Annotated in this window: 20 protein-coding genes; all 20 read right to left on the bottom strand. The window is 47.4% G+C overall.

The genetic code is table 11. From position 1 onward, the window contains the following. Position 1: 1 nt before the first annotated feature. Entirely contained in the window at positions 2-949 is a 948-nt protein-coding gene (gene ribF, locus ACWPAB_RS03490) for a riboflavin biosynthesis protein RibF (RefSeq protein ID WP_003584556.1), read from the bottom strand. 6 nt (positions 950-955) lie between these two features. Further along, the gene (gene truB, locus ACWPAB_RS03485) at positions 956-1,861 is read right to left on the bottom strand and encodes a tRNA pseudouridine(55) synthase TruB (RefSeq protein WP_016382074.1); all 906 of its coding nucleotides are present in this window, start codon (positions 1,859-1,861) and stop codon (positions 956-958) included. Between the two features lie 11 nt (positions 1,862-1,872). After that, on the bottom strand, positions 1,873-2,664 hold the full coding sequence (locus ACWPAB_RS03480) for a TerC family protein (protein WP_003579352.1): 792 nt from the start codon (positions 2,662-2,664) through the stop codon (positions 1,873-1,875). 463 nt (positions 2,665-3,127) lie between these two features. Further along, a complete protein-coding gene (gene rbfA / locus ACWPAB_RS03475) occupies positions 3,128-3,481 on the bottom strand; it encodes a 30S ribosome-binding factor RbfA (RefSeq protein ID WP_003565780.1) in 354 nt (117 codons plus the stop codon). Positions 3,482-3,541: 60 nt separating this feature from the next. Further along, a complete protein-coding gene (gene infB / locus ACWPAB_RS03470; protein WP_003579355.1) occupies positions 3,542-6,373 on the bottom strand; it encodes a translation initiation factor IF-2 in 2,832 nt (943 codons plus the stop codon). Positions 6,374-6,393: 20 nt separating this feature from the next. Beyond that, the gene (locus ACWPAB_RS03465) at positions 6,394-6,693 is read right to left on the bottom strand and encodes a YlxQ-related RNA-binding protein (protein ID WP_003565784.1); all 300 of its coding nucleotides are present in this window, start codon (positions 6,691-6,693) and stop codon (positions 6,394-6,396) included. 2 nt (positions 6,694-6,695) lie between these two features. Next, a complete protein-coding gene (gene rnpM / locus ACWPAB_RS03460; RefSeq protein ID WP_003565786.1) occupies positions 6,696-6,989 on the bottom strand; it encodes an RNase P modulator RnpM in 294 nt (97 codons plus the stop codon). 11 nt (positions 6,990-7,000) lie between these two features. Next, positions 7,001-8,254 (bottom strand): transcription termination factor NusA, encoded by a 1,254-nt coding sequence (nusA, locus tag ACWPAB_RS03455; RefSeq protein WP_003584562.1) that lies wholly within the window; start codon positions 8,252-8,254, stop codon positions 7,001-7,003. A gap of 16 nt (positions 8,255-8,270) precedes the next feature. Beyond that, complete coding sequence (gene rimP, locus ACWPAB_RS03450; RefSeq protein ID WP_003565790.1) at positions 8,271-8,750, bottom strand: ribosome maturation factor RimP; 480 nt, start codon at positions 8,748-8,750, stop codon at positions 8,271-8,273. Between the two features lie 254 nt (positions 8,751-9,004). Next, a complete protein-coding gene (locus tag ACWPAB_RS03445) occupies positions 9,005-13,339 on the bottom strand; it encodes a PolC-type DNA polymerase III (protein ID WP_003584565.1) in 4,335 nt (1,444 codons plus the stop codon). A gap of 66 nt (positions 13,340-13,405) precedes the next feature. Continuing rightward, positions 13,406-15,133: a proline--tRNA ligase gene (locus ACWPAB_RS03440; RefSeq protein WP_003575285.1), complete on the bottom strand. Its 1,728-nt coding sequence runs from the start codon at positions 15,131-15,133 to the stop codon at positions 13,406-13,408. Positions 15,134-15,157: 24 nt separating this feature from the next. Then, positions 15,158-16,399, bottom strand: a complete 1,242-nt coding sequence (gene rseP / locus ACWPAB_RS03435; RefSeq protein ID WP_003565798.1) for an RIP metalloprotease RseP — start codon at positions 16,397-16,399, stop codon at positions 15,158-15,160. A gap of 16 nt (positions 16,400-16,415) precedes the next feature. Continuing rightward, on the bottom strand, positions 16,416-17,204 hold the full coding sequence (locus tag ACWPAB_RS03430) for a phosphatidate cytidylyltransferase (protein WP_003565800.1): 789 nt from the start codon (positions 17,202-17,204) through the stop codon (positions 16,416-16,418). A 35-nt stretch (positions 17,205-17,239) separates the two neighbouring features. Continuing rightward, positions 17,240-17,992: an isoprenyl transferase gene (locus ACWPAB_RS03425; RefSeq protein ID WP_003588020.1), complete on the bottom strand. Its 753-nt coding sequence runs from the start codon at positions 17,990-17,992 to the stop codon at positions 17,240-17,242. Between the two features lie 552 nt (positions 17,993-18,544). Continuing rightward, complete coding sequence (gene frr / locus ACWPAB_RS03420; RefSeq protein ID WP_003565804.1) at positions 18,545-19,102, bottom strand: ribosome recycling factor; 558 nt, start codon at positions 19,100-19,102, stop codon at positions 18,545-18,547. After that, entirely contained in the window at positions 19,102-19,821 is a 720-nt protein-coding gene (gene pyrH, locus ACWPAB_RS03415; RefSeq protein ID WP_003565806.1) for a UMP kinase, read from the bottom strand. The genes frr and pyrH overlap by 1 nt, the downstream gene beginning before the upstream one ends. 235 nt (positions 19,822-20,056) lie before the next feature. Then, positions 20,057-20,938, bottom strand: coding sequence for a translation elongation factor Ts (tsf, locus tag ACWPAB_RS03410; protein WP_003565808.1), 882 nt, complete (start codon positions 20,936-20,938; stop codon positions 20,057-20,059). Between the two features lie 84 nt (positions 20,939-21,022). Continuing rightward, positions 21,023-21,811 (bottom strand): 30S ribosomal protein S2, encoded by a 789-nt coding sequence (rpsB, locus tag ACWPAB_RS03405; protein ID WP_003565810.1) that lies wholly within the window; start codon positions 21,809-21,811, stop codon positions 21,023-21,025. A 528-nt stretch (positions 21,812-22,339) separates the two neighbouring features. Continuing rightward, a complete protein-coding gene (locus ACWPAB_RS03400; protein WP_003575291.1) occupies positions 22,340-22,609 on the bottom strand; it encodes a GIY-YIG nuclease family protein in 270 nt (89 codons plus the stop codon). Continuing rightward, entirely contained in the window at positions 22,599-23,333 is a 735-nt protein-coding gene (locus ACWPAB_RS03395; protein WP_003588024.1) for a tRNA1(Val) (adenine(37)-N6)-methyltransferase, read from the bottom strand. The genes ACWPAB_RS03400 and ACWPAB_RS03395 overlap by 11 nt, the downstream gene beginning before the upstream one ends. Positions 23,334-23,400: the final 67 nt, after the last annotated feature.

The raw sequence follows: 23,400 nt of genomic DNA, 5'->3' as shown, positions 1-23,400 counted from the left end.
ATTAACCCTTCTTTGCGGCAAAATAGTCTCGGACGGCAGTTTCATCTTTTTTCAATTGATCAATCAGGGCATCAGCACCAGCAAATTTCACTTCACCGCGTAAATAGTGATACCAGCGAACTTGAACGTTTTCGCCATAAATCATTTGATCAAAATCAAGTAAATTAATCTCAAGTGTCACGTCTCGATCGTCGCCAAACGTGACATTACGGCCAATGGAGGCCATGCCTAAATACCAAGTGGTGCCAACTTTGACCTTCACTGCATAAATACCAATGCCTGGTAATCGCTGTTGGCCAAGTGTCTCCAAATTGATTGTTGGGAAGCCAAGCAAACGGCCACGCGCCTCACCATGAACCACCTTACCAGCAGTTGTATAGGTATAACCCAGAAAATCATTGGCCGTATCAATATCACTGGAATCAAGTGCATGCCGGATTCGGGTTGAACTGACCTTTTGACCATCCTCAGCGAGTTCGGGCACGCTGATGACATCAAACCGGCCACGAGCATATTTTGGCAATAAAGCCATAGATGCAACATCCCGCTTGCCATAAGTATAGTCAAAACCTGCAACTACCGTATCCGCCTTCAGACCGACCAAATACTGATCGACAAAAGCTTGCGGCGTCAGCGCAGCGAAGTCTGGGGTAAAGTGAACCACATACAAATAGTCCACGCCCAGTGACTGCATAATTTTGATTTTCTCTTCACGAGTGGATAAATACCGAATATCGGTTTCGGAAACCCCACGATAAACGACGGCTGGATGAATATTGAACGTCATCACCGCCAACGGTATCTTTTTTGCTAAAGCGATCTTCTTGCCGGTTTTAATCACCGCTTGATGGCCGCGATGGACGCCGTCAAAGAAGCCCAAGGTCAAGACGATGGGCTGTGGCGGGGCCGCGGACACCTGCAATGGCGGCTGAATATCAATTGTTTTCATAAATTTTCACACATTCTTTTCATTAGCTAAAAACATTAAATCTGGCCGATACTGATCGTCTTCTCGGCGATAGATAGCCTTAAGAACGCCTGCAAAATGCAGACGAACGCGCGGAGTCTGCTGATCGAGCGATAAAAAGCGGCCATGACTGATTGCCTCAAATTGTTCTACGGTCAAATCAACTTGAGGCAGATCGGCAAAAGCAATATCAATCGGTTGAATCACATCGGCTAAAGTACCTGCCGCGGCATGAGCCTTCAATTGCTCAATGCTAACCGCCTGCTTCAACGTAAACCCGCCGCTTTTTACTCGCGTCAATTGACTCATCACCGCAGCAACTCCCAGCGTTTTGCCAACATCCACTGCTAGTGTTCTAATGTAAGTTCCTTTAGAAACATGGACCTCAAACCGAAACCGCTGGGTGCCATCAGTGGCTGAAAAAACCGGTTCATCGGTACGTGTAAACTGTGACACCGTGGCCTGTCGTCCTGGCCGCTTCACAGTTTCACCGGCGCGCGCATATTCGTAAAGCCGGCGACCGTTGACTTTGACCGCCGAAAACATCGGCGGAATCTGTGTGATGTTTCCTGTCCACGCAGTCAATGCAGCATCCAACTGATCAGCTGTAAACGGCTGCGTTAAAGGCGTTTTATCAACAACTTCCCCATCCAAATCCTCGGTTGTCGTCGCAAAACCTAACGTGATTTCTCCGGTGTAGACTTTCCCACTGGCCATTAATTGCGGCACCGCTTTAGTGCCTGCACCAATCGCCAGCGGCAGCACGCCGTCCACATTAGGATCAAGGGTGCCGGAATGGCCAATTTTTTTGATACCAAGAATCTTGCGGGCATGATACACCGCATCAGCACTGGTCATGCCAGTGGGTTTATATAACGGCAAAATCCCGTTCATAGCAGTTCCTTTCATGGTTTTGATTTTTTATACATACTATGATGATGTTTTTCATGCTCGACATGTCGCCAGCCGGCCCAGATGAAAACAAGCACCACTAGGACCGAAAAAAGCCAGTCTGGCGTTTTCACATCAATCATTGGCAGACTGAGACCTAACTTAATGGCAATGAGACCTACAAGAATATAAGCTGCGGTTTCAAGTTCCGGAACACGATCAATAAAGGTGGTGATGACCTGCGCCACCAGCCGCATAGCAAAGATACCGAGACAACCGCCAATCAAAACAATCACCGGATTGCTGGACACTGCCAAGGCCGCCAAAATTGAATCAACCGAAAATACGATATCGAGACTCTCAATTTGAATGACTGTCCCCCAAAGCCCGTGAGGTCGTTTCCCATGCGTCCCTCTCTGATTTTTTGGATGGCGCACTTCATAAAAATAACTCGCACTCATCCAGACAAGATACGCCGCACCAATCGCTTTGATCGGCCAGAATTGCAATAAGTAAGTACCTAGTCCGATAGCAATGAAGCGGAATATGTATGCACCACCCATACCGTACATCAGAGCTTTTTTTCGTTCTGATTCGACCTTGAGCTGCTCGGTTTGTGCAGCGAGCACGACAGCGTTGTCGACTGATAGCATGCATTCTAGCAAGATCAAGCTGAAAATGGTCACGAGGCCGCTAACAGAAAATGCCAGTTGCCAATTATGCGCTGAGAAGAATGGTCCGTATAAGGCACCTAGTAACTTGATCGTGATCCTTCCTTTCTCAATGATTATTATTATACCGTGCAAGCTTGAAAACCTAAAGCTGTTGGGCGGTAAAGTCTGAAGGTTTGAATTGATGGTTCTATTACGGTTTAGATTCAAAAGATTGTCTAGGGGATATGAGGTAAGAACCACAAATCTATTTTTGCACCGCGACTTTGGACTGTCTCTGTAAGGCTCCTTGAACACCGCAGCTACGAGCCGGCTCCGCGGCGATTCGGGGTGGCGACCGCGAAGATAGAGTGGTGGGCACGACTTCAAGCCTGCAAAAACCGCGGTCTTGGAACTCGGCCTTGGTCTAAGCGGAGAAAACCACTCCGCTAAGACCAATGTCACCACTGAGCCCATCGCCGCTCCGCCGGCTCTCCGCATTCGATTTCAAAATTCAAACCGGATACACAATCCTCCTATTGCTGACACAGTATCAGTTATCGATTATAAAAAAAGACCTGACCACTAGCAGCAGTCAGATCCTTCTTTTAAGTGGTGCTTATTCAAGATTCTTCCGTCGTACTTCATTGATCAGTTGATCAATGCGTGCGCCGTATTGAACGGATTTGTCTTGGGCAAACTCGATTTCCGGAACTTTAAATAACCGGATACGCTGCCCGACTTCGCGGCGAATGAGTCCACTGGCCTTGTCCAGACCGGTTTGGGCTGCTTCGACTTTGTCAGGCGCATCATCGAGAATGCTGTAGAAAATGGTGGCATGTTGCAGATCACCGGTCAGTTTGACTCCGGTAATCGTCACGCCTTTAACCCGCGGATCGTTGACATCTTTCAACAAGATATCGTCAACTTCACGTTGGATCTGAGTCTCAACTCGACCGATACGATGTTTCATATCTGCCTACCTCCTTCAAAACAGTCGGTATCATTAAATCCTGAGATACGTTTGGGTTAGTTACTTCACTGGAACCTGTTCCATTGTGAAGGCTTCAATTTGATCATCGACTTTAATGTCGTTGTAGTTCTCAATGGTCAGGCCAAGTTCAAAGCCTTGACGGACTTCCTTGACATCGTCTTTAAAGCGACGCAGGGAGCCGAGTTTACCTTCGTACTTGACGATGCCATCGCGAACGAGACGGACACCAGCGTCGCGGGTAATATAGCCGGAATCGACATAACCACCGACAACGGTACCAACCTTAGAAACCGGAATTGTTTCGCGAACAGTCACTGTTCCGATCACCTTTTCTTCATAGGTTGGTTCCAGCATCCCCTTCATCGCAGCTTCGACTTCTTCGATCGCCTTGTAAATGACACTATGCAACCGAATATCAACATCGTCTTGTTCTGCTTGGGCTTTTGCCAGCGCAGTTGGGCGAACGTTAAAGCCAATGATGATCGCGTTACTTGCAGCTGCAAGGGTAACGTCACTTTCGTTAATCGCGCCAACGGCCTGATGAATAATATTCACCCGAACACCCTTAACTTCGATTTTCTCAAGACTGCCAGCCAAGGCTTCAACTGAGCCTTGCACATCGGCCTTGATGATGACGTCAACTTCTTTCAGCTGACCTTCCTTCATTGTTTCAAAAAGATTATCTAACGTGACATGGTTGGTGTTCTTACGTTCTTCTTCCTGTGCCCGCTTGGCTCGTTCTTCACCAGCAGCACGCGCGGTGCGTTCATCGGCAAAGACAACAAACTTGTCAGCCGATTGTGGCACATCGTTGATACCAGTGATTTCAACAGGCATTGATGGCAAAGCATCTTTGACCCGCCGGCCATGATCATTAGTCATGGCACGGACGCGGCCGAAAGTATTCCCGACAACGATTGGATCACCTGTATGCAGCGTACCTTGTTGAACCAGTACGGTAGCAACAGGACCCTTACCCTTATCCAAACGTGCTTCGATCACAGTACCAACCGCTTTTTGATCAGGGTTAGCTTTGAGTTCGAGCACATCGGCTTCAAGTAAAATCATTTCCAACAATTCATCGATGTTCTTGCCAAATTTAGCTGAGATTTTGACGAAAATCGTGTCGCCGCCCCAGTCTTCAGGAATCAACCCATATTCCGTCAATTGTTCCATGACGTGGTCTGGGTTAGCGCCTGGCTTATCGATCTTGTTAACTGCAACGATGATCGGTGCCTTGGCTGCCTGCGCATGATGAATCGCTTCAATCGTCTGCGGCATCACACCATCATCAGCGGCAACCACCAGCACAACAATGTCGGTGATGTCCGCACCACGCGCCCGCATGTTAGTGAAGGCCGCATGCCCAGGTGTATCCAAGAACGTAATTAACCGATCACGCAGTTTAACTTGATAAGCACCGATATGCTGGGTAATCCCACCGGCTTCGCCTTCAGTCACATGTGTGTGACGCAGCTTATCGAGCAAGGTTGTCTTCCCATGATCAACGTGACCCATGATAGTAACAACTGGCGGCCGTGGCTGTAAGTTGTCTTGGTTCTTGTTTTCTTCTTCGAACACTTTGTCCAAGTCGGAAATATCTTCGTGAACCTTTTCTTGGGCGTCAATCCCGTAATCGGTAGCCAACAATTCGATGGTATCTTTGTCAAGGCTTTGGTTTTGGTTAACCATCACACCCAACATGAAGAGCTTCTTAATCAATTCAGCTGGTTCGCGATGCAAAATCTTACCAAGATCCTGCGCATTCATCCCAACTTCATAAATCAGTGTTTCTGGTAATGGCCGCTCTTTACGCTGCGGCATTTCCTTCTTCGGTGCGCTTTGTTGACGGCGCTTGTTCTTCTTGTTGCGCCGGTTGTTGCGGTTAAACCCGTTACGATTCCCATAACTGTTGCTGCGGCCAAAATTACTGTTCCCGCCGCCACGCCGGCTATTGCGATTGTCTTGGCTGCCGGCACTTGCCGGTTTTGGTGCTGCCGCCGCTGGAACTGGAGCCGGTTTCGTAAAGCGTTGATTGGTTGTTGCAGCTGGCTGCTCAGTGCGCGGCCGTTCCGTCCGAGGTTGCTCAGAACGTTTACTCGCTGCATTTGCCGGTTTGACCGCTTCCTGACGTTTTGGCTGCTGACGTTCAGACGCTGGTTTAACAAACTTGCCACCGTTGCCTGCCACAGGACGGGGATTGCCATTAGCTGCCGTGGGACGGCCAGCACGCGGCATTGGCCCTGTGACGCGCTGGTTATCGAACCGACGATTGCGGTCATTACGGTTACGTTCGTTAGACCGATTATTGTTACCGGAACGATTAGCATTGTTCGCAGAACGGTTGTTATTATTATTGTTTGAGCGATTTGAATTCCGGCCATTAGCCGTATTGTTAGCGCTGGCTGTATTGCCGCCACGATTGTGATTCGTGTTGGTATGCGCCGTTTGTGTGCTGCGTGGTCGCAAAATTGTTGACTTGCTCAAGATGATTTTGCCGTCAGAGGTCTTATTTGACCGCGCCGGCTTGTTTTCTTGCTTAGCAACAGGTTTTGCGTTTTTTTGCGAATGCTCAGCAGCATCAGCATGATCGTTTGACTTGGCACTGGCAGCGACTGGCTTCTTAGCAGCCTCTTTGTGTGCCGCTGAACTCGCCTTGGCTGCTTTAGCAGGTGTCTTTGCTGCCTGTGATGACGGTGCTTTGCCAGCTGACTGCTTGCTTAACATACCTTTGATCTTAGCTTCCTGATCTTGATCGATCGAGGACATGTGATTTTTTACTTCGATACCCAAGTTCTTCGCGATATCGATGACGTCTTTATTATCGACGTGCATTTCTTTGGCAAATTCATAAACGCGTTTTTTGCCCATTTCTTCACGCTCCCTGCAATTTAGGTGAGCAGCTGTTGCATCTTCTTAGCGAAGCCCGCATCCACAACGGCAATGATCGAGCGATCACTGCCGATGGCCTGCGATAGTTCCATTTTGGAAAACTCTGTAACCAAAGGAACTTCATAATAGCTGCTTTTATCCGAAAACTTCTTGCGGGTGTTGGCACTAGCATCATTGGCAACATAAACCAATTTAGCTTCACGCGAGCGAATCGCTCCTAAGACCAGATTATCTCCGGTGACTAAGCGACTGGCGCGGCGGGCCAAACCCAATAAATTCAATACGGCTTGTTTTTGCATCGTCACTTGCCGAATAGTTCTTGACGAGCCTTTTGATGATCGACATACGCGAACAGGTCATCATAAAAGGTTGGTTCAATCGTGATTCCAAATGCTGCGTCAATCAGCTTTTTACCCTTTGCTGCTTTCACAGCGGCTGGATCAAGTGCCACATAGGCACCGCGACCAGCAGCTTTGCCGGTAGGATCGATGGCGACAACATTTTCTTTGTTCTTCACGATGCGAACCAGTTCTTTTTTCGGCATCATCTGATTGCTTAGCAAGTCCTTGCGCATTGGAATCTTACGCTTTTTCATGGCTCGCCTCCTTAAGCTTGCGCCGGATGATCGGTTGCACTCGGCGTTACAGGCGCTTGATCAGCTGAATCTGGTGCATCTGCGGCGGTTTTGGCGTCGTCGGCATCATCTGCTGCAGCGGCATCACTGTCAGGCGTTGTCTCAGCGTCAGTTGCTGCATCTGCGTTGTCGTTAGTTTCAGCAGCCGCTTCAGCCTCTGCTTCAGGCAATTCATCATCATCAACGAATTCAACTTCAGATTCAGGCTTGATGTCAATCTTATAGCCGGTCAGCTTGGCAGCAAGTCGCGCATTTTGTCCCTTCTTACCAATTGCCAAGGACAACTGGTAATCCGGCACAATCACAGTAGCGGAACGATCATTGGCCTCATCATTGAATTGAACCGCGATAACCTGAGCCGGATTCAAAGCGTTGGCAATGTAATCCGCTGGGTCTTCCTCCCATTGCACAACATCCATGTTCTCACCTGAAAGCTCGTTAACGACGGCTTGAACGCGCGCACCACGCGGACCAACAGTCGTGCCGACAGCATCAACAGCGTCATTGGTTGATCGCACAGCGATTTTAGTCCGATCGCCTGCTTCACGAGCAATGTTGACAATTTCTACCGTGCCGTCAAAAATTTCTGGCACTTCCTGTTCAAACAACCGCTTAACCAGACCCGGATGTGTTCGACTAACGAAAACTTGCGGACCCTTGCTCGTGTTTTCAACCTTGGTCACATAAACCTTGATGCGATCATGGGCTTCATACTTCTCGTTAGGCATCTGATCTTGACGGCCTAAGACCGCTTCGATTTTACCCAAGTTGACGTAGATGAACCGATTATCTCGGCGTTCAACGACCCCTTGAAGAATCTCATCTTCATACTGTGAATATTCGTCATAAACAATACTGCGCTCAGCTTCACGAACCCGCTGCATAATAACCTGCTTAGCAGTTTGTGCAGCGATGCGCCCGAAGTCTTTTGGTGTGACCTCAAATTTGATTTGGTCACCGATTTCATAAGCCTTGTTAATCGCCAGCGCTTCTTTCAAGCTGACTTCCAGCCGTGAATCGAAAACTTCGTCAGTAACTTCCTTCACCGCATAAATGTGAATGTCACCTTGCTTAGGATCAAATTCGACGTCCACATTTTGCGCTTGGTTGTAATTGCGCTTGTAAGCAGAAACCAAAGCGGCTTCCAAAGCTTCAATCACGACCTCTTTTTTGACACCCTTTTCTTGCTCAAGAGCGTCAAGTGCTTGGATCATTTCCTTTGACATGCTTTTCTTACCTCCACTAGAACTCGATCGCCAACCGCGCTGAAGCGATCAACTGCCGGTCAATGACCTGATCGAACTTGCGGCTCTTATCTTTGACCGTCAATGTCAACTGGTCAGGCAATAGCTCCTTTAAAGTCCCTTCAAAAACCTTCTTGCCGTCCAGTTTCTTGAATAAAGAGACATGGATATAGTCGCCAACTGCTTGTTCATAATCAGTTTCATGTTTCAAGGGCCGTTCTGCACCAGGACTTGAAACCTCAAGGAAATATTGCTGCGGGATTGGATCGGGATCCATGGCATCTAGCTTTTCTGACAAGGCTTCACTGACCATCACACATTCGTCCAGTGTAATGCCGCCTGTCTTGTCAATATACACGCGCAGGTACCACCCGCCGCCTTCCTTCACAAACTCGACATCCGTGAGGTAAAAATGATGGTCGTCCAAAATCGGTTTGACCAAAGCGGTCACGGTTTCAACAACCGATTGCGTACTCAAGCCACCGCCTCCTTTACTTTCTCATTCAAGACTAACACTTCTGACGTCTCCAGATGCGAACATGGTGACGTTCGCCAATAAAAAGAGTGAGCATCGCTGCTCACTCAACGCCAGAACCTTACATTACTATTGATACAATACCATAGATTGTGACTACTTGCAAACTAGCAGACCTTTGTGCTAGTAAGCCTGTAAGCCAATTCATCGCATTTTTTCTAAACATTCATGACAGTTTGCATGAAACCGCATTAAGCCTAGAATAAACCGTCAAATAGCGATAATTGGTTTTCGTCTGGCAAGTCATCCAAGACATGGTTTGTTGTCATATAATCAATCAACGTTTTCGAAACCTTACCACGATTAGCCAGATCTTCCTTGGACAGGAATGGTTTTTCTTCACGAGCGGCCACGATTTGCTTGGCAACGTTATCGCCCAGGCCCGGAACAGCCCGGAATGGTGCCAGAATCGTGTGATCATCCTGAATCAAGAAATTGTGCGAATCCGACTTCGTGACATCAATCATTTTAATCTTAAAGCCGCGTTCGAGACATTCATTGGCGATTTCCAAAACCGTCAACAACTGCTTTTCCTTGGTAGAGGCATCCATGCCCTTATCGGTAATCTCCTTCATGGCCGCTTTGACTGCTTCCTTGCCATGACTCATGGCGGCAAGATCAAAGTCTTCAGCTCGAACCGAGAAATATGCCGTGTAATAGATCAACGGGTAATGGACCTTGAACCAAGCAATTCGTAACGCCATTAAGATATAGGCGGTCGCATGTGCTTTCGGAAACATGTACTTGATCTTTAAGCAGGACTCGATATACCAATCAGGCACGTTCTCGTTTTCACGCATTGCCTTTTGCCAATCATCTGGAATACCGCGACCTTTACGCACATGTTCCATGATGTTAAAGGCCATTGAATCTTCCATGCCCCAGTGAATCAAGTCCATCATAATGTTGTCACGACAACCAATGACTTCTTTAAGCGTGACAATGCCTTGCTTAATCAGTTCTTCAGCGTTACCTAACCAAACATCGGTCCCGTGAGACAAACCGGAAATCTGTAACAGTTCGCTGAAAGTTGTTGGCTTGGTTTCCTCAAGCATTCCGCGAACAAAACGCGTCCCAAATTCCGGAATGCCTAACGTCCCCATTTTCGAGTTAATCTGTTCCGGCGTGACACCCAGACTCTTGGTACCAGAAAAAAGAGCCATGACGCCAGGATCGTCCGTTGGAATTGATTTTGGCTCAACCCCGGACAAATCTTGCAGCATCCGGATCATCGTCGGGTCATCATGCCCCAGCACGTCCATTTTCAAAATATTGTCATGGATGGAATGGAAATCAAAGTGCGTGGTCATCCAGGCAGCATTTTGATCATCAGCTGGGTACTGAATCGGTGTGAAATCATAAATATCCATGTCAGCGGGCACGATCAAAATACCTGCCGGGTGTTGCCCAGTGGTACGTTTAACCCCCGTGTCACCTTGCGCCAGCCGATCAATCTCGGCACCGCGCAGTTGCTGTCCCGTGTCACGTTCATATGCTTTAACATAACCATACGCCGTTTTGTCTGCAACCGTGCCAATGGTCCCAGCACGGAAACTATGATCCTCACCGAACATGACTTTGATATAGTTATGTGCAATTGGCTGATAGTCACCCGAGAAATTCAGATCAATATCCGGCACTTTATCACCGTGGAAGCCTAAGAAAGTTTCAAACGGAATATCGTGGCCATCTTTATGCAAATCAGCGCCGCATTTAGGGCATTGTTTATCTGGCAAATCAAAACCGGACCCGATTTCGCCATGAGTGAAGAATTCGCTGTATTGACAGTTAGGACAACGATAATGCGGCGGCAGAGGATTAACCTCAGTAATGCCGGCCATCGTTGCGGCTAGACTGGACCCAACTGATCCTCGAGAGCCAACCAAGTATCCGTCTTTATTGGACTTCAAAACCAGTCGTTGCGCGATGTTGTAAATAACAGAGAACCCGTTACCGATGATACTTTTTAGTTCTTTATCGAGTCGCTGCGCCACAATGTCTGGTAAAGGATCGCCATACAATTCATGCGCCGTGGTCATCACGTCATGTTTCAGATTTTCTTCCACCCCAGGTACTTCAGGTGTGTAAAGCTTATCCTTCACCGGCGTAATATCATCGTCAACCCAGTTGGCAATCAAGTTAGAATTATCAACTACCAGCTCGTGGGCCTTCTCTTCCCCAAGCCAACTAAAATCGGTCAGCATCTCACTTGTCGAACGAAAATGCACATCTGGCAAACTGTGGCGATTGAGTGGATTGGCTCCGCCTTGACTATGAATCAGAATCTGTCGATAAATCGCGTCATGTTGATCCAAATAGTGGGCGTCGCCTGTCGCTACGACTGGTTTTTCCAGTTCCGATCCGATTTTGATGATTTTTTGAATAATATCTTTTAGATGTGCCTCGCCTTTGATCAAACCAGCCTCGATCAAAGGTTGATAGACAGGTAATGGTTGCACTTCTAGATAATCATAGAATGACGCTTTGGCGCGGGCCTCCGCTTCGCCTTTTTGCATCATTGCTGTGAAAACTTCGCCGCTGGAACAAGCCGAACCAACTAACAAGCCTTCACGCAGTTTTTGCAGCTGACTGCGTGGCACCCGTGGCACCCGATAGAAGTACTTAACATTAGACAACGATACTAATTTGAAAAGGTTTTTCAATCCCGCTTGTGTTTTCGCAAAAACAATCGCGTGACTTGGCCGTGCAGCTTTATAGGCATCCCCCGCCCCAACCCGATCATTCAACTGATTGAGGGTCGTCATGCCATACATCTTGGCCGCTTCTTTTTCCAAAGCATAAAGCAGATAACCAGTTGCCTCGGCATCGGCATTAGCGCGATGATGATGTTCTAGGCTGACTTTGTACTGCTTCGCCAAGGTATCGAGCTTGTGATTCTTCCGTTCTGGATGCAGCATCCGCGACAATTCCAAGGTATCGATGACCGGATTGTCAATATCCGCCAATCCATGCCGCTCATAACCATTATCCAAAAAGCCAACATCGAAAGTCACATTATGACCCACCATAATGGCACCATCGCAAAACTGCTGAAACAATTTGAAAACGTCGACTTCAGACTTCGATCCATGCACCATGTCATCAGTGATATGTGTCAAATTGATCGTCAGTTCAGAAAGTGGGAAACCCGGATCGATCATTTCTTCGAATTGATCAATCACTTTGCCGTCTTTCATTTTGACGGCAGCCAATTCAATCACTTTGTCGTAAACCGCTGATAAGCCAGTGGTTTCAACGTCAAAAACCACATATTCAGCGCTGGCTAAATCACGCGGCTCATCTGCTCGGTAAGCAACCGGCGTGCCATCATCAACTAAGTTTATCTCGACGCCATAGAGCATTTTTAAACCGGCTTTGACAGCGGCTGAATGCGCCTCTGGATAAGCCTGCAAACCTGCATGGTCAGTGACAGCAATCGCCTTATGCCCCCACTCTTTAGCCCGCTTCACATAGTCGCTAATTGGATTCATAGCGTCCATTTGACTCATATTGGTGTGCAGATGTAATTCAACGCGTTTCTCACCTTCAGCATCATCGGTTGGGTCCGGATGGGAGACAGTTTGAATATCCTGTGCATTAATCGTCAGCTCACGGGAATAGTTGTCCTCTTGAACACTGCCTCGCACGCGTAGCCACTGACCTTTTTGAATCCGCGCAAACATGGCTTCATCTTCTGGACCATTGCTGAATTTTTTTGCAATGAAGCTGGAGCTATAGTCAGTCACTTTGAAAATTAGTAACTGCCGCTTAGACCGCAGTTCCCGAACCTCAACATCAAAAACATAGCCTTCAACCGTCACTGAACGTTCCTCTTGCGTGATGGTCACCATTTGTTGCGGGGCATCGGTCATTTTCATCTGCCGCCCCATTTGAACTGGGCCGTCAGTTTGAACTTGTTTTTGTTTAGCCGCTTGCTGCTTCACTACTTCTGCAGCAGCCTTGGCCATTTTAGCGGTTTCTTCAGCTCTTTGAGCCTGAAAAGCCGCCATCGATTGGGCTGCTTGTTCCTCATCAACTTCGGCTTGCATCCGTAAGCCAGAGAAGCCAACCTGACGATAAGTTTCTTCGAGCTTACCGAGCCCTTGCTGAATCAAGTATTGCCGAATTTGCTCATTTTCGGTTTTGATCACAGCACGATCATTCTCAAGTGTTGGCACTTGTTTTTCACATAACTCGCGAACAATTCCTGTCCCAATTTCGGCATGGGTCACGACGTACTGCCAATATTGAGCTAATAACTCGTCAGTAATGGTTGGCTGGGTTACCACCACCGATAAATCAGTCGCAGCAATCTGTTGAAACACTAACGGCAACTTGGTCGCAATTGCATTGAAAATCTGAAATGGCAGGATCGCGTCAAACCCCAAAGTGAAATCATAACGCCGAGATTGTTCATGAATGGTCACGTTTTGTACCGTGCCGCTGGTCAACGAAGGATCTTGTCGGACATCTGCCGCCAAGTCGAGTTGATCCAATAATTTTTCAAACATCTCATGTTGGGATAAAGCCAAATTGTGCACCCCTCTTAGATGGCAGGTAACGACCAAAGCAGCTGCTTCAGTCGTCTCCTCAGTCTATCAATTATCTTGCTCTTGCTTATTCAGCTGACCCATCAGAATCTTGATCGAGCTGATCAATTCTTCTTTTTTAACTTCGATTGTCTCGCCGGTTTTACGCAGTTTCAGTTCAACAATCTCGTCAACCGCTTTTTTACCGACCGTGACACGTAATGGTACACCAATCAAATCAGAATCTGCGAACTTAACCCCTGGGCGTTCGTTACGATCATCAACCAAAACACTGTAACCTGCATCTTCTAGCATTGTTTCAATCGAAGCCGTCAGTGACTTTTGTTCTTCGCGCTTCAGATTAACTGGAATGAGATGAATATCAAACGGGGCAATCGTGGTTGGCCAAACTAGCCCGTGTTCATCTGCTTGCTGTTCCGCAATCGCAGAAAGCAGACGGGAAACGCCAATCCCATATGAACCCATGATGATCGGTTGACTGCGGCCATTCTCGTCAAGAAAATTAGCTCCCATAGTTTCCGTGTATCGGGTTCCTAATTTGAAGATGTGGCCAATTTCAATCCCGCGTGTAAACTTCAGGACACCTTGGCCATCCGGAGAAACTTCACCTTCAGTCACAAATCGAATATCGGCATAGGTTTCCGGGGTAACATCACGATCAAAATTGACGTTAAGCAAATGCGTGTGCGCTTTATTAGCCCCTGCGACAAGATTAGTCAGATCGCTTAGACTATTGTCGGCAATGATCCGCACGTCTTTATCGACATTTACCGGCCCAATATTACCGACTTCTGCGTGCATCACGGTCTGCACTTGTTCAGGTGTCGCCATATCAAGAAAGTCAGCATTCAACAAATTCTTTAACTTAGTCGGATTGACTTCATAGTCACCACGAACCAAGGCCAATACCGGTGCGCCATCAGCCATGAAAAGGACAGCCTTGATCAATTTCTTTTCTGGTACCTTCAAGAATTCAGCGACTTCAGCGATCGTTTTGGCATCCTTAGTATCAACAGGTTCGAGCGCTGCCTGTTCTTCGACCCCTTGTTTTGGCAACGCCATGCTGGTTGCCATTTCAAGGTTCGCTGCATAGTCAGAACTATCTGAATAAACAATCGTATCTTCACCAATATCAGCAATCGCGGAAAATTCTTTTGAATCCTTACCACCCATGGCACCGCCGTCACCGATGATCGACCGATAGCGCAAGCCTAACCGATCAAAGATATTGGTATAAGCATGTTCCATCTGCCGATAAATGGTATCCAAATCCTGGTCATTACTAGTAAAGGAATAAGCATCTTGCATGATGAATTCCCGACCACGTAAAACACCATAACGCGGACGATCTTCATCACGAAACTTATCCTGAATTTGATACAACACCAATGGCATCCGCTTGTAGGATTTTAATTCATTACGGACCAAATCGGTGAAGGTTTCTTCGTGCGTCGGGCCTAAGATCATTTTCCGGTCCTGACGATTCTTCAATTTAAATAAATTAGGACCGTAAGTTTCATAACGTCCGGATTCTTCCCATAATTCAGCTGGCAAGAGGACAGGCATTTTCATTTTAACAGCATCGATTTTGGTCATTTCATCGTCAATAATGGCTTCAATCCGTGCTAAAACGCGTTCCGCAAGTGGTAAATAAGCATAAACGCCTGCTTGAATCTGACGCACAAAGCCAGACCGCAACATCATCTTATGCGACTTGGCCTCCGCTGAGCTCGGTACTTCTTTTTCTGTGGGAATAAACATCCGTGATTGTTTCATGTCAGCCTCCAAAGCTAGAATATTTTAAAAGTAGCGCATGATATCGTTGATTGTGACCGCTAGCATTAATAGAACCATCAGGCCCAAGCCAATCATGGTCACAACGCCTTCCGTTTCCGGTTTTAATGGCTTACGGCGAATAATTTCGATCAGGTTCAAAAGAATTTTACCACCATCAAGCACTGGAATCGGCAACAAATTGGTAATCCCTAAGCCGAGACTCAAGTAACCCATAAAGAAGAGTAATCCTTGAATACCGCCTTTGGCACTTTGACTCGTCATGGTATAAATACCAACCGGGCCAGCCAGTTTATTGAGTGAAAAGCCGCCGGTCACCATGGATTTGAGCACGTCCCAAGTGCGGACAGCCAAATTCCAAGTTTGAGAAAAGCCAAAAGGAATGGCATTTGCTGGGGACTTATCGACGTGTGCTTCAACCCCGATCTTGCCTTCTTTATTCGGCTTGATCACGATGTTCTTGCTTTTACCGTTTTCCTTCACGGTAAATGTCACTGATTTACCGGCATTTTTACTGACGATCTTTGAAAGATCCGTGAATGATGACATTTTTTGACCGTCAATCGTTTGCACCGTCGCATTGGACTTAAGACCAGCTTCTGCGGCTGGATAACCTGGCACAACTGTTCCGATTTGGTTGGTATTGAGCACCTGAACACCAAAAAACAGACCGTAAATAATAAAAGCTAGAATCGCGAGTAAGAAGTTATTCATCGGACCGGCGAAGTTGACCAATAATCGGCGCCAAACCGGGGCGTTTTGAAACTGAACGTCTTCTGGCGCGATCTGAACCTCGGTTCCGTCTTCTTCAATGATCGTCGCATCGTGGTCAACCTGCCAAGTTTGCAAGGCTGTTTCATCCCCGTTTGGATAACCTTCAATCACCAAATCCTTAACTAAATCGACGCGACTCACTTGAACCGGCATTCCGCCGGCCAAAGTCGTTTTGTCACTGGCATTGATCCGGACAACCTTGCCTTGATCGTTAAGAATCAGGCTCAGCATCGTCCCGGGTTTAATCTCGTCCTCCTCATCTTGCCAGCCAGCCATGCGGACGTATCCGCCAAGTGGTAGCAACCGCAGCGTGTAGGTCGTATTGTTCTTGTGCGACGCCCACAGCTTCGGGCCCATACCGATCGAAAATTCCCGGACTAGAATGCCGCTGCGTTTTGCAAAGTAAAAATGGCCAAACTCGTGAACTACCACAAGAATGCAGAAGATAACGATAAAGGCGATGATAGTGGTCATAAAATCTCCTTAATGGTTAGACAATGCCAAACAGATGCAGCATCGGCAAAACCAGCAACAAACTGTCAAAACGGTCGAGAATCCCACCGTGCCCTGGAAGAATCTTGCCGGAATCTTTGACGCCATAGAAGCGTTTCAAAGCAGATTCGATTAGATCCCCAATCTGACCGATAACGGACAAAAATAGGGCGATCCCCATCATCGGCCAGAAGGTATAGTACTGCGGGAAGAACATCAGATAGATGGCGGCGGTGATCAACGCCAGTGCAATCCCGCCAAGACTGCCTTCGATGGTTTTATTAGGACTGATAGCCGGCCACAACTTATGACGGCCCAACTTACGGCCAATCATATAAGCCCCAGTGTCCGTCAGCCACACGATCAGCAAAGCAAACATCAAGGTGTCCAAGCCAGCATCATTACGAACACTAATCAGATAATGAAACCCGGTGCCAATATAAAAGAAGGACAATACTGACACACCAATGTCATCAAAGGTAGTTTTATTCTTGGTCGTGACGGTCAGGAATAGCAACAGCGCTACCGCAATATATATTAAATCGATTCGTCCAAGAAAAGCAGGCAGCCAGCGGAAAAAACTGTTAGGCAGAACAACCACCAGCACACCAAGAGCAGCGATTAGATAATCAGCCGAAACCAGAATTCGTTTCCGCATGATAAACACTTCTGACAAAGCGATCACTGCTAAAACTGCACCGGCAATATCAATCCAACCGCCACCAGCAATCAAAATCGGTATAAAGATAGCCAAGGCAACGACTGCCGTAATGACCCGTTGTTTCATCGTAATAAATCCTCCATTACCAAAAAATAGCTGTTTTATTTTTTTAACCCGCCAAATCGGCGGTCCCGTGCCTGATATTCAGCAATCGCTGCTTCTAGAGCTGCAGGCGAAAAGTCTGGCCAATAATCATCCACGAATACCAACTCACTGTAAGCAATCTGCCAAAGCAAGAAATTTGAAATTCGCAGTTCGCCGCTGGTGCGAATCAATAAGTCCGGATCAGCTAGGTCGCCAAGAAATCCGGTCATCAACGCATTGGCAAAGTGACGGTCATCAATATCATCCGGAAATAACTCGCCTTCCTGAACTTGTTTAGCGAGCTTTTGTGCTGCATGGACAAGCTCGTCACGTCCGCCATAATTCAATGCAAAGTTAAGAATCATGCCGGTATTATTGGCGGTGTCAGCCATGGCTTTTTCACTTGCTTGACGCGTTTGCGGCGGCAAGTCGTCCAGTTCGCCCATCACCTCAACTTTAACATTTTCCTTGATCAAGTCAGGCATGAAGTCATTGAAAAAATCAACCGGCAGGCGCATGAGGTAATTGACCTCTGAACCCGGCCGCTTCCAGTTTTCCGTTGAAAAAGCATACAAGGTCAAAACTTTAACCCCTAAGCGACTGGCAGCTTTGGTGATCGTTTTGACATTTTGCATGCCTTGTTTATGACCGGCAACACGCGGTAAAAAGCGGCGTTTCGCCCACCGGCCATTGCCGTCCATGATGATCGCAATATGAGCGGGAATTCGCGCGGGATCAAGTTTAACTTTAGAAGCCTTGGATGTGGCCAAAATCGGTGCCTCCTCATAACGTCGATGGTGTCCTTGCACCAAATGTCTTTAACGATTGTAGCAGAAAAAGAGGCAGAGCGCGAACTAGCGCGGGTATAAGTGGGGATATTTTATTAGTAACACGGATCTGGACAACAGGTGCCATTAAGGTATAGGAAAAGGGTGAGCCATAATTTCCTCGCAAGACTTGTGACCATTAAATGTCGATTAATCGTCGGAAGGTTCTAGGCATAAAATATGCTTGCCGTGCCAAACTCCGCAATCTCCGGCCAGCTGGGGTGGCGACGCGGAGCTAGAGCGGAGACGGCGCTTCGAGCCCAAAAACCGGTCTCGAAGTCGCCTAACAACATCAGCTCCACAGCCCGTCGCTGTGTTGTTTGCACGGCTGAGCCCCATCTGGCCTACGATTGCTCCGCCTTGGCACTACGGTTTTTAAAATCGCAGTAAATATTTCATGAGAAACCAAAAAGGAACAATTTTTCAAATCGAAAATTGTTCCTTTTTATTGTCTGACTGAGAATTATGTCCCAGCCTTTTTGTTGGCCGCTGAAATTAAACTTCAGTAATTTCTTTTTCTTTAGCCGCAGCGATTTCATCGATGCGCTTGGTAGCGTCATCAGTAGCCTTTTGCATGTCTTTTTCTAAGCGATGCAAGTCGTCTTCGGTGATGTCACCGTCTTTTTCTTGGCGCTTGAGTTTGTCGAGACCTTCACGGCGAATGTTGCGGACCGCGATTTTGGCGCTTTCAGAGTATTTGCCGACTTCTTTGGCAATTTCTTTACGCCGTTCGCCGGTTAATTGTGGAATGACCAAACGAATGACATCGCCATCGTTTGCTGGGTTGATGCCTAGATCACTGGCATTAAGCGCGGTTTCGATGTTCTTTAATGAGGACTTGTCATATGGGCTCACTTGCAGAACACGCGGCTCTGGAATCGTAATGGCCGCCATTTGGTTGAGCGGTGTCGGTGCACCATAATATTCCACCGTAATCTGATTCAACAGACTGGCGTTTGCTCGGCCTGCTCGAATATTGCCAAGTTCGCGTTGCAACGATTCTTCAGTTTTACCCATATTTACTTTTGCTTGATCAATGATTTGATTTGCCATTAGCTTCTCCCTTCGATTGTTGTGCCAATCTTCTGGCCTTCAACCACGCGTTTGATGTTGCCTGGCTCATTGAGGTTAAAGACGACCAAATCGATGTCGTTGTCCATGGACAAGGTGCTGGCTGTTGAGTCCATGACTTTGAGATCCTTATTGATAATGTCCATGTGGGTCAGACTTTCGTACTTCACTGCATGCGTATCCTTATTCGGATCAGCAGAGTAAACCCCATCAACATTGTTTTTCGCCATCAGAATGACATCAGCGCCAATTTCTGCGGCGCGTAAGGCAGCGGTTGTGTCCGTGCTAAAGTACGGATTCCCGGTACCACCAGCAAAAATAACCACGCGACCTTTTTCTAGATGACGGATTGCCTTGCGCCGAATATATGGTTCAGCAATTTGCCGCATTTCAATGGATGTTTGAACGCGAGTCGGAACGCCTTGACTTTCCAAGTTGTCCTGCAATGCTAATGCATTCATGACCGTTGCCAACATGCCCATGTAATCGGCCTGCGCACGTTCCATTCCCATTTCGGCGCCTGTTTCGCCGCGCCAGATGTTGCCGCCGCCACAAACAATGGCAATTTGAACCCCAAGTTCGTGCACTTCTTTAATTTGCTTTGCGATCGTCGCAATGACCGGTGGCTTGATGCCGAAGCCAGCCTCACCTGCCAGCGCTTCACCGCTGATTTTTAATACGATCCGGTTATATTTGACCATGTATCCTATACCTCCGTTGGTTGCTGGCACTATTTTACCATAGTCGCAGGGTTTCTGCGGAAAGAAGCTGATTTGAAATTGAGAATTGCGGACCGTTATTTTCCCTCACCACGGATCAGGGTACCCCAAAAACACGCAGTCACACGGTGTATAGCGCGGAAAAGAACGGACGTTTTTAATTTTTCAAGATAAGTAAAAAGGGACGCTGCCGAGTTGACAGTGTCCCTTCAAGCAATTAACCCTTAATCTGATCCATCACTTCATCAGCAAAGTTTTCTTGTTTCTTTTCAATACCTTCGCCGACTTCATAACGAACGAAGCCCTTCACCTTGCCGCCTTTTGCAGCAACGTACTTAGCAACGGTTTGGTCAGGATCCTTGACGAATTCTTGGTCCACAAGGGAAATTTCGCCGAGCCACTTGTTAACACGGCCTTCAACGATACGTGGCACGATCTTTTCTGGCTTGCCTTCGTTTTTGGTTTCTTCTGTAAAGATATCGGTTTGATGCTTCAATTCTTCTGCCGGTACCTTGGTCCGATCCAAATATTCAGGATTGATGGCAGCAACATGCATCGCGACATCTTTGGCAGTGTCGTCATCTGCGCCTTCGATAACGGTCAAGGCTGCGATTTGGCCACCATTGTGCAGATACTTGCCAAAGTGTTCGTTGTCTGTCTTTTCAACAACTTGGAAGCGACGCAGGCTGATCTTTTCGCCGATAACTGTGGTTAAGGCAATTGCACCTTCGTCAACTGTCTGGCCATCACTCATCTTGGTTGCCTTAGCAGCTTCAAGGTCGGCTGGCTTATTAGCCGCAATCGCTGCAGCAACATTATTAACGTAGTCCTTGAACTGATCATTCGAAGCAACAAAGTCTGTTTCGGAGTTAACTTCGATAATTGCAGCGGTATTACCGTTAACCGCAATTTCGGCTAAACCTTCGGCGGCAATATTGCCGCTCTTTTTAGCAGCCTTGGCCAAGCCCTTTTCACGCAAAACATCAATAGCTTTGTCCATATCGCCATCAGCCGCAACCAGTGCCTTTTTAGCATCCATCATGCCGACTTGTGTCCGATCGCGTAATTCCTTAACTTGTGCAGCAGTAATTTGAGCCATGGATCTGATCCTCCTTGATTTAAAAAAGGCTGCCTGCAGATCTTGCAGTATGCGAAACCCTCAGACAGCCTATTGTTTAATTAATTATTTTGCACTTTTGTTGTCGCCTTCAACGGCTTCCACGATATCTTCCATGGAATCAGCCTTTTTGTCGGCAGCTACTTGTTGTTCCTGAGCGTCGTCTTGATCTTCACCCTGATTGCCTTCAATGATAGCATCTGCCATCTTAGAAGTAATCAGACGAACGGCACGGATAGCATCGTCGTTAGAAGGAATGATCACGTCAATGTCGTCAGGGTCGGTGTTAGTATCAACCATCGCAACGATCGGAATGTTCAGTTTTTGTGCTTCCTGAACAGCAATCTTTTCCTTGCGTGGGTCAACGATGAACAACACGTCTGGAATGCGAGGCATGTCTTCGATACCGCCCAAGAACTTCTCAAGCTTATCTTGTTGCTTCTTAAGAAGAGAAACTTCCTTCTTAGGAAGAACATCAAAGGTGCCATCTGTGGCCATCTTCTTGATATCCTTGAGACGCTTGATCCGAGTCTGGATCGTGTTCCAGTTAGTCAAAGTACCACCCAACCAACGATGGTTGACATAGTATTGACCGGCACGAGTTGCTTCTTCAGCAATTGCGTCTTGGGCCTGTTTCTTGGTCCCAACGAACAAGAAGACACCACCGTTTTGAGCTTCTTCTTTAACAAAATTGTAAGCGTCGTCGATCATCTTAACGGTCTTTTGCAGATCGATGATGTAGATGCCATTACGTTCCGTAAAGATATACGGCTTCATCTTAGGGTTCCAACGACGGGTCTGATGACCAAAATGTACACCAGCTTCAAGAAGCTGTTTCATACTTAATACTGCCATGCGTTTGTTCCTCCATTATGGTTTTATTCCTCTTGACGACGTCTCCTCGCAAGTGGACTTCAATCGAAGCACCCCACTCACGATCAATCATCAATGTGGTTTGTGCATATCGCACTTAGAAGATTATACAGACTTTTCTTGACTTTGACAAGAGCGATCACCACCCCGGTTTCTGGGGTGGTGATCGCGTTTCGGAGCGTGATCAGATTTCTGCGCCTGAGAACGCGTTTTTGAAGCAACTGCAAGAAGGTAATCTTTGCTTCAGTTCTATTCTTGGTGGGTAATCTCCGGTAGTCCGAGCTGGCTCCGCGGCGATTGGGCTGGAACGCACTGGCACGACTTCAAGCCCGCAAAACCCGCGGTCTTGAAGCTCGGCCTTGGTCTAGGTGGAGAAAACCGCTCCACCTAGACCAACGTCAGTGCTGAGCCCATCGCCGCTCCGCCAACTCTCTGCTTTCTATTCTAGAACCTGAGCACCAGTTGACCATTGCATCATTCGTTAAATCATTTAATTGACATCAATCCTGTTTATCGCCAATCAACCTGATGATCTTCCAAAAAGACTTCCTTACGATGCCGGGTCTGATGTTTGAAATGCCATTCTGCCGAGAGCGCATCATGCTTGTCCGCAAAGGCTTCGTGGTACAACAAGCGGACCGGAAGTCGTTGGGCAGTGTATTTAGCGCCTTTCCCGGCATTATGCGTGGCCACACGCGCTTTGACATCATCGGTGAAGCCGCCATAAAAACTGCCATCTGCGCATAACAACACGTAAAAGTAATACGTTTTAGTCGCCATTCAGCAACCTCCTCACCGATGACGAGTATGTGCCATCCGCTTCGTGAACGATCAATGGTGGCATAATTCGAATCCCGTTTGGTCGACCGGCTTTGATGGCTTCGATTAATACCATATTCGCCTCGCGATCTTCCCGCGGATGAATGAACTGCAACCGTTTCGGCGCCAAGCCGACCACCGTCAAAGTCGTCAGTAGTTCGGCCAGTCGTTCAGGTCGATGAACATAAAAGGCTTTACCTTGATATTTCAATAAATCCGCGCTGACGCGTGCTACGGTGGCAAAATCAGTCGTTAATTCGTGCCGAGCCAAGGCTAAATGATCATTTGGATTAGTGATACTTTGCGAACTCACTTTAAAATAAGGTGGATTGCAGGTGACGATGTCGACTGAATCTTTGGCAACCATTTGGGTGGCATCAGCTAAATCACCGACTTGAACAGTCACATTTTGAAGTTGATTCAGCGCCACACTTCGCTTCGCCATATCAGCTAGGCGCGGCTGTAATTCAACCATGGTCACCTGCTGGTCCGTGTCCCTTGCCAAAAAAAGTCCGACAGCACCGTTCCCGGCGGCCAGATCGACCACCCGGCTGTGCCGCTTGACCTCGGCGAAGTTGGCCAAAAGAACCGCATCCAGTGAGAATGAAAAAACGGCTGAACTCTGAATGATTTTAATGTGGCGACTGGCCAGAACATCAACCCGTTCACCTGGTAATAATGACATCACGAACACCTTTTTCCTCCGAAGTGCGCTATACAATGGTATAATTTACCACAAAGTTTATCCATGA

The organism is Lacticaseibacillus sp. 30 (genome assembly GCF_053819265.1).
This window is presented reverse-complemented; position numbering and strand designations above follow the sequence as displayed.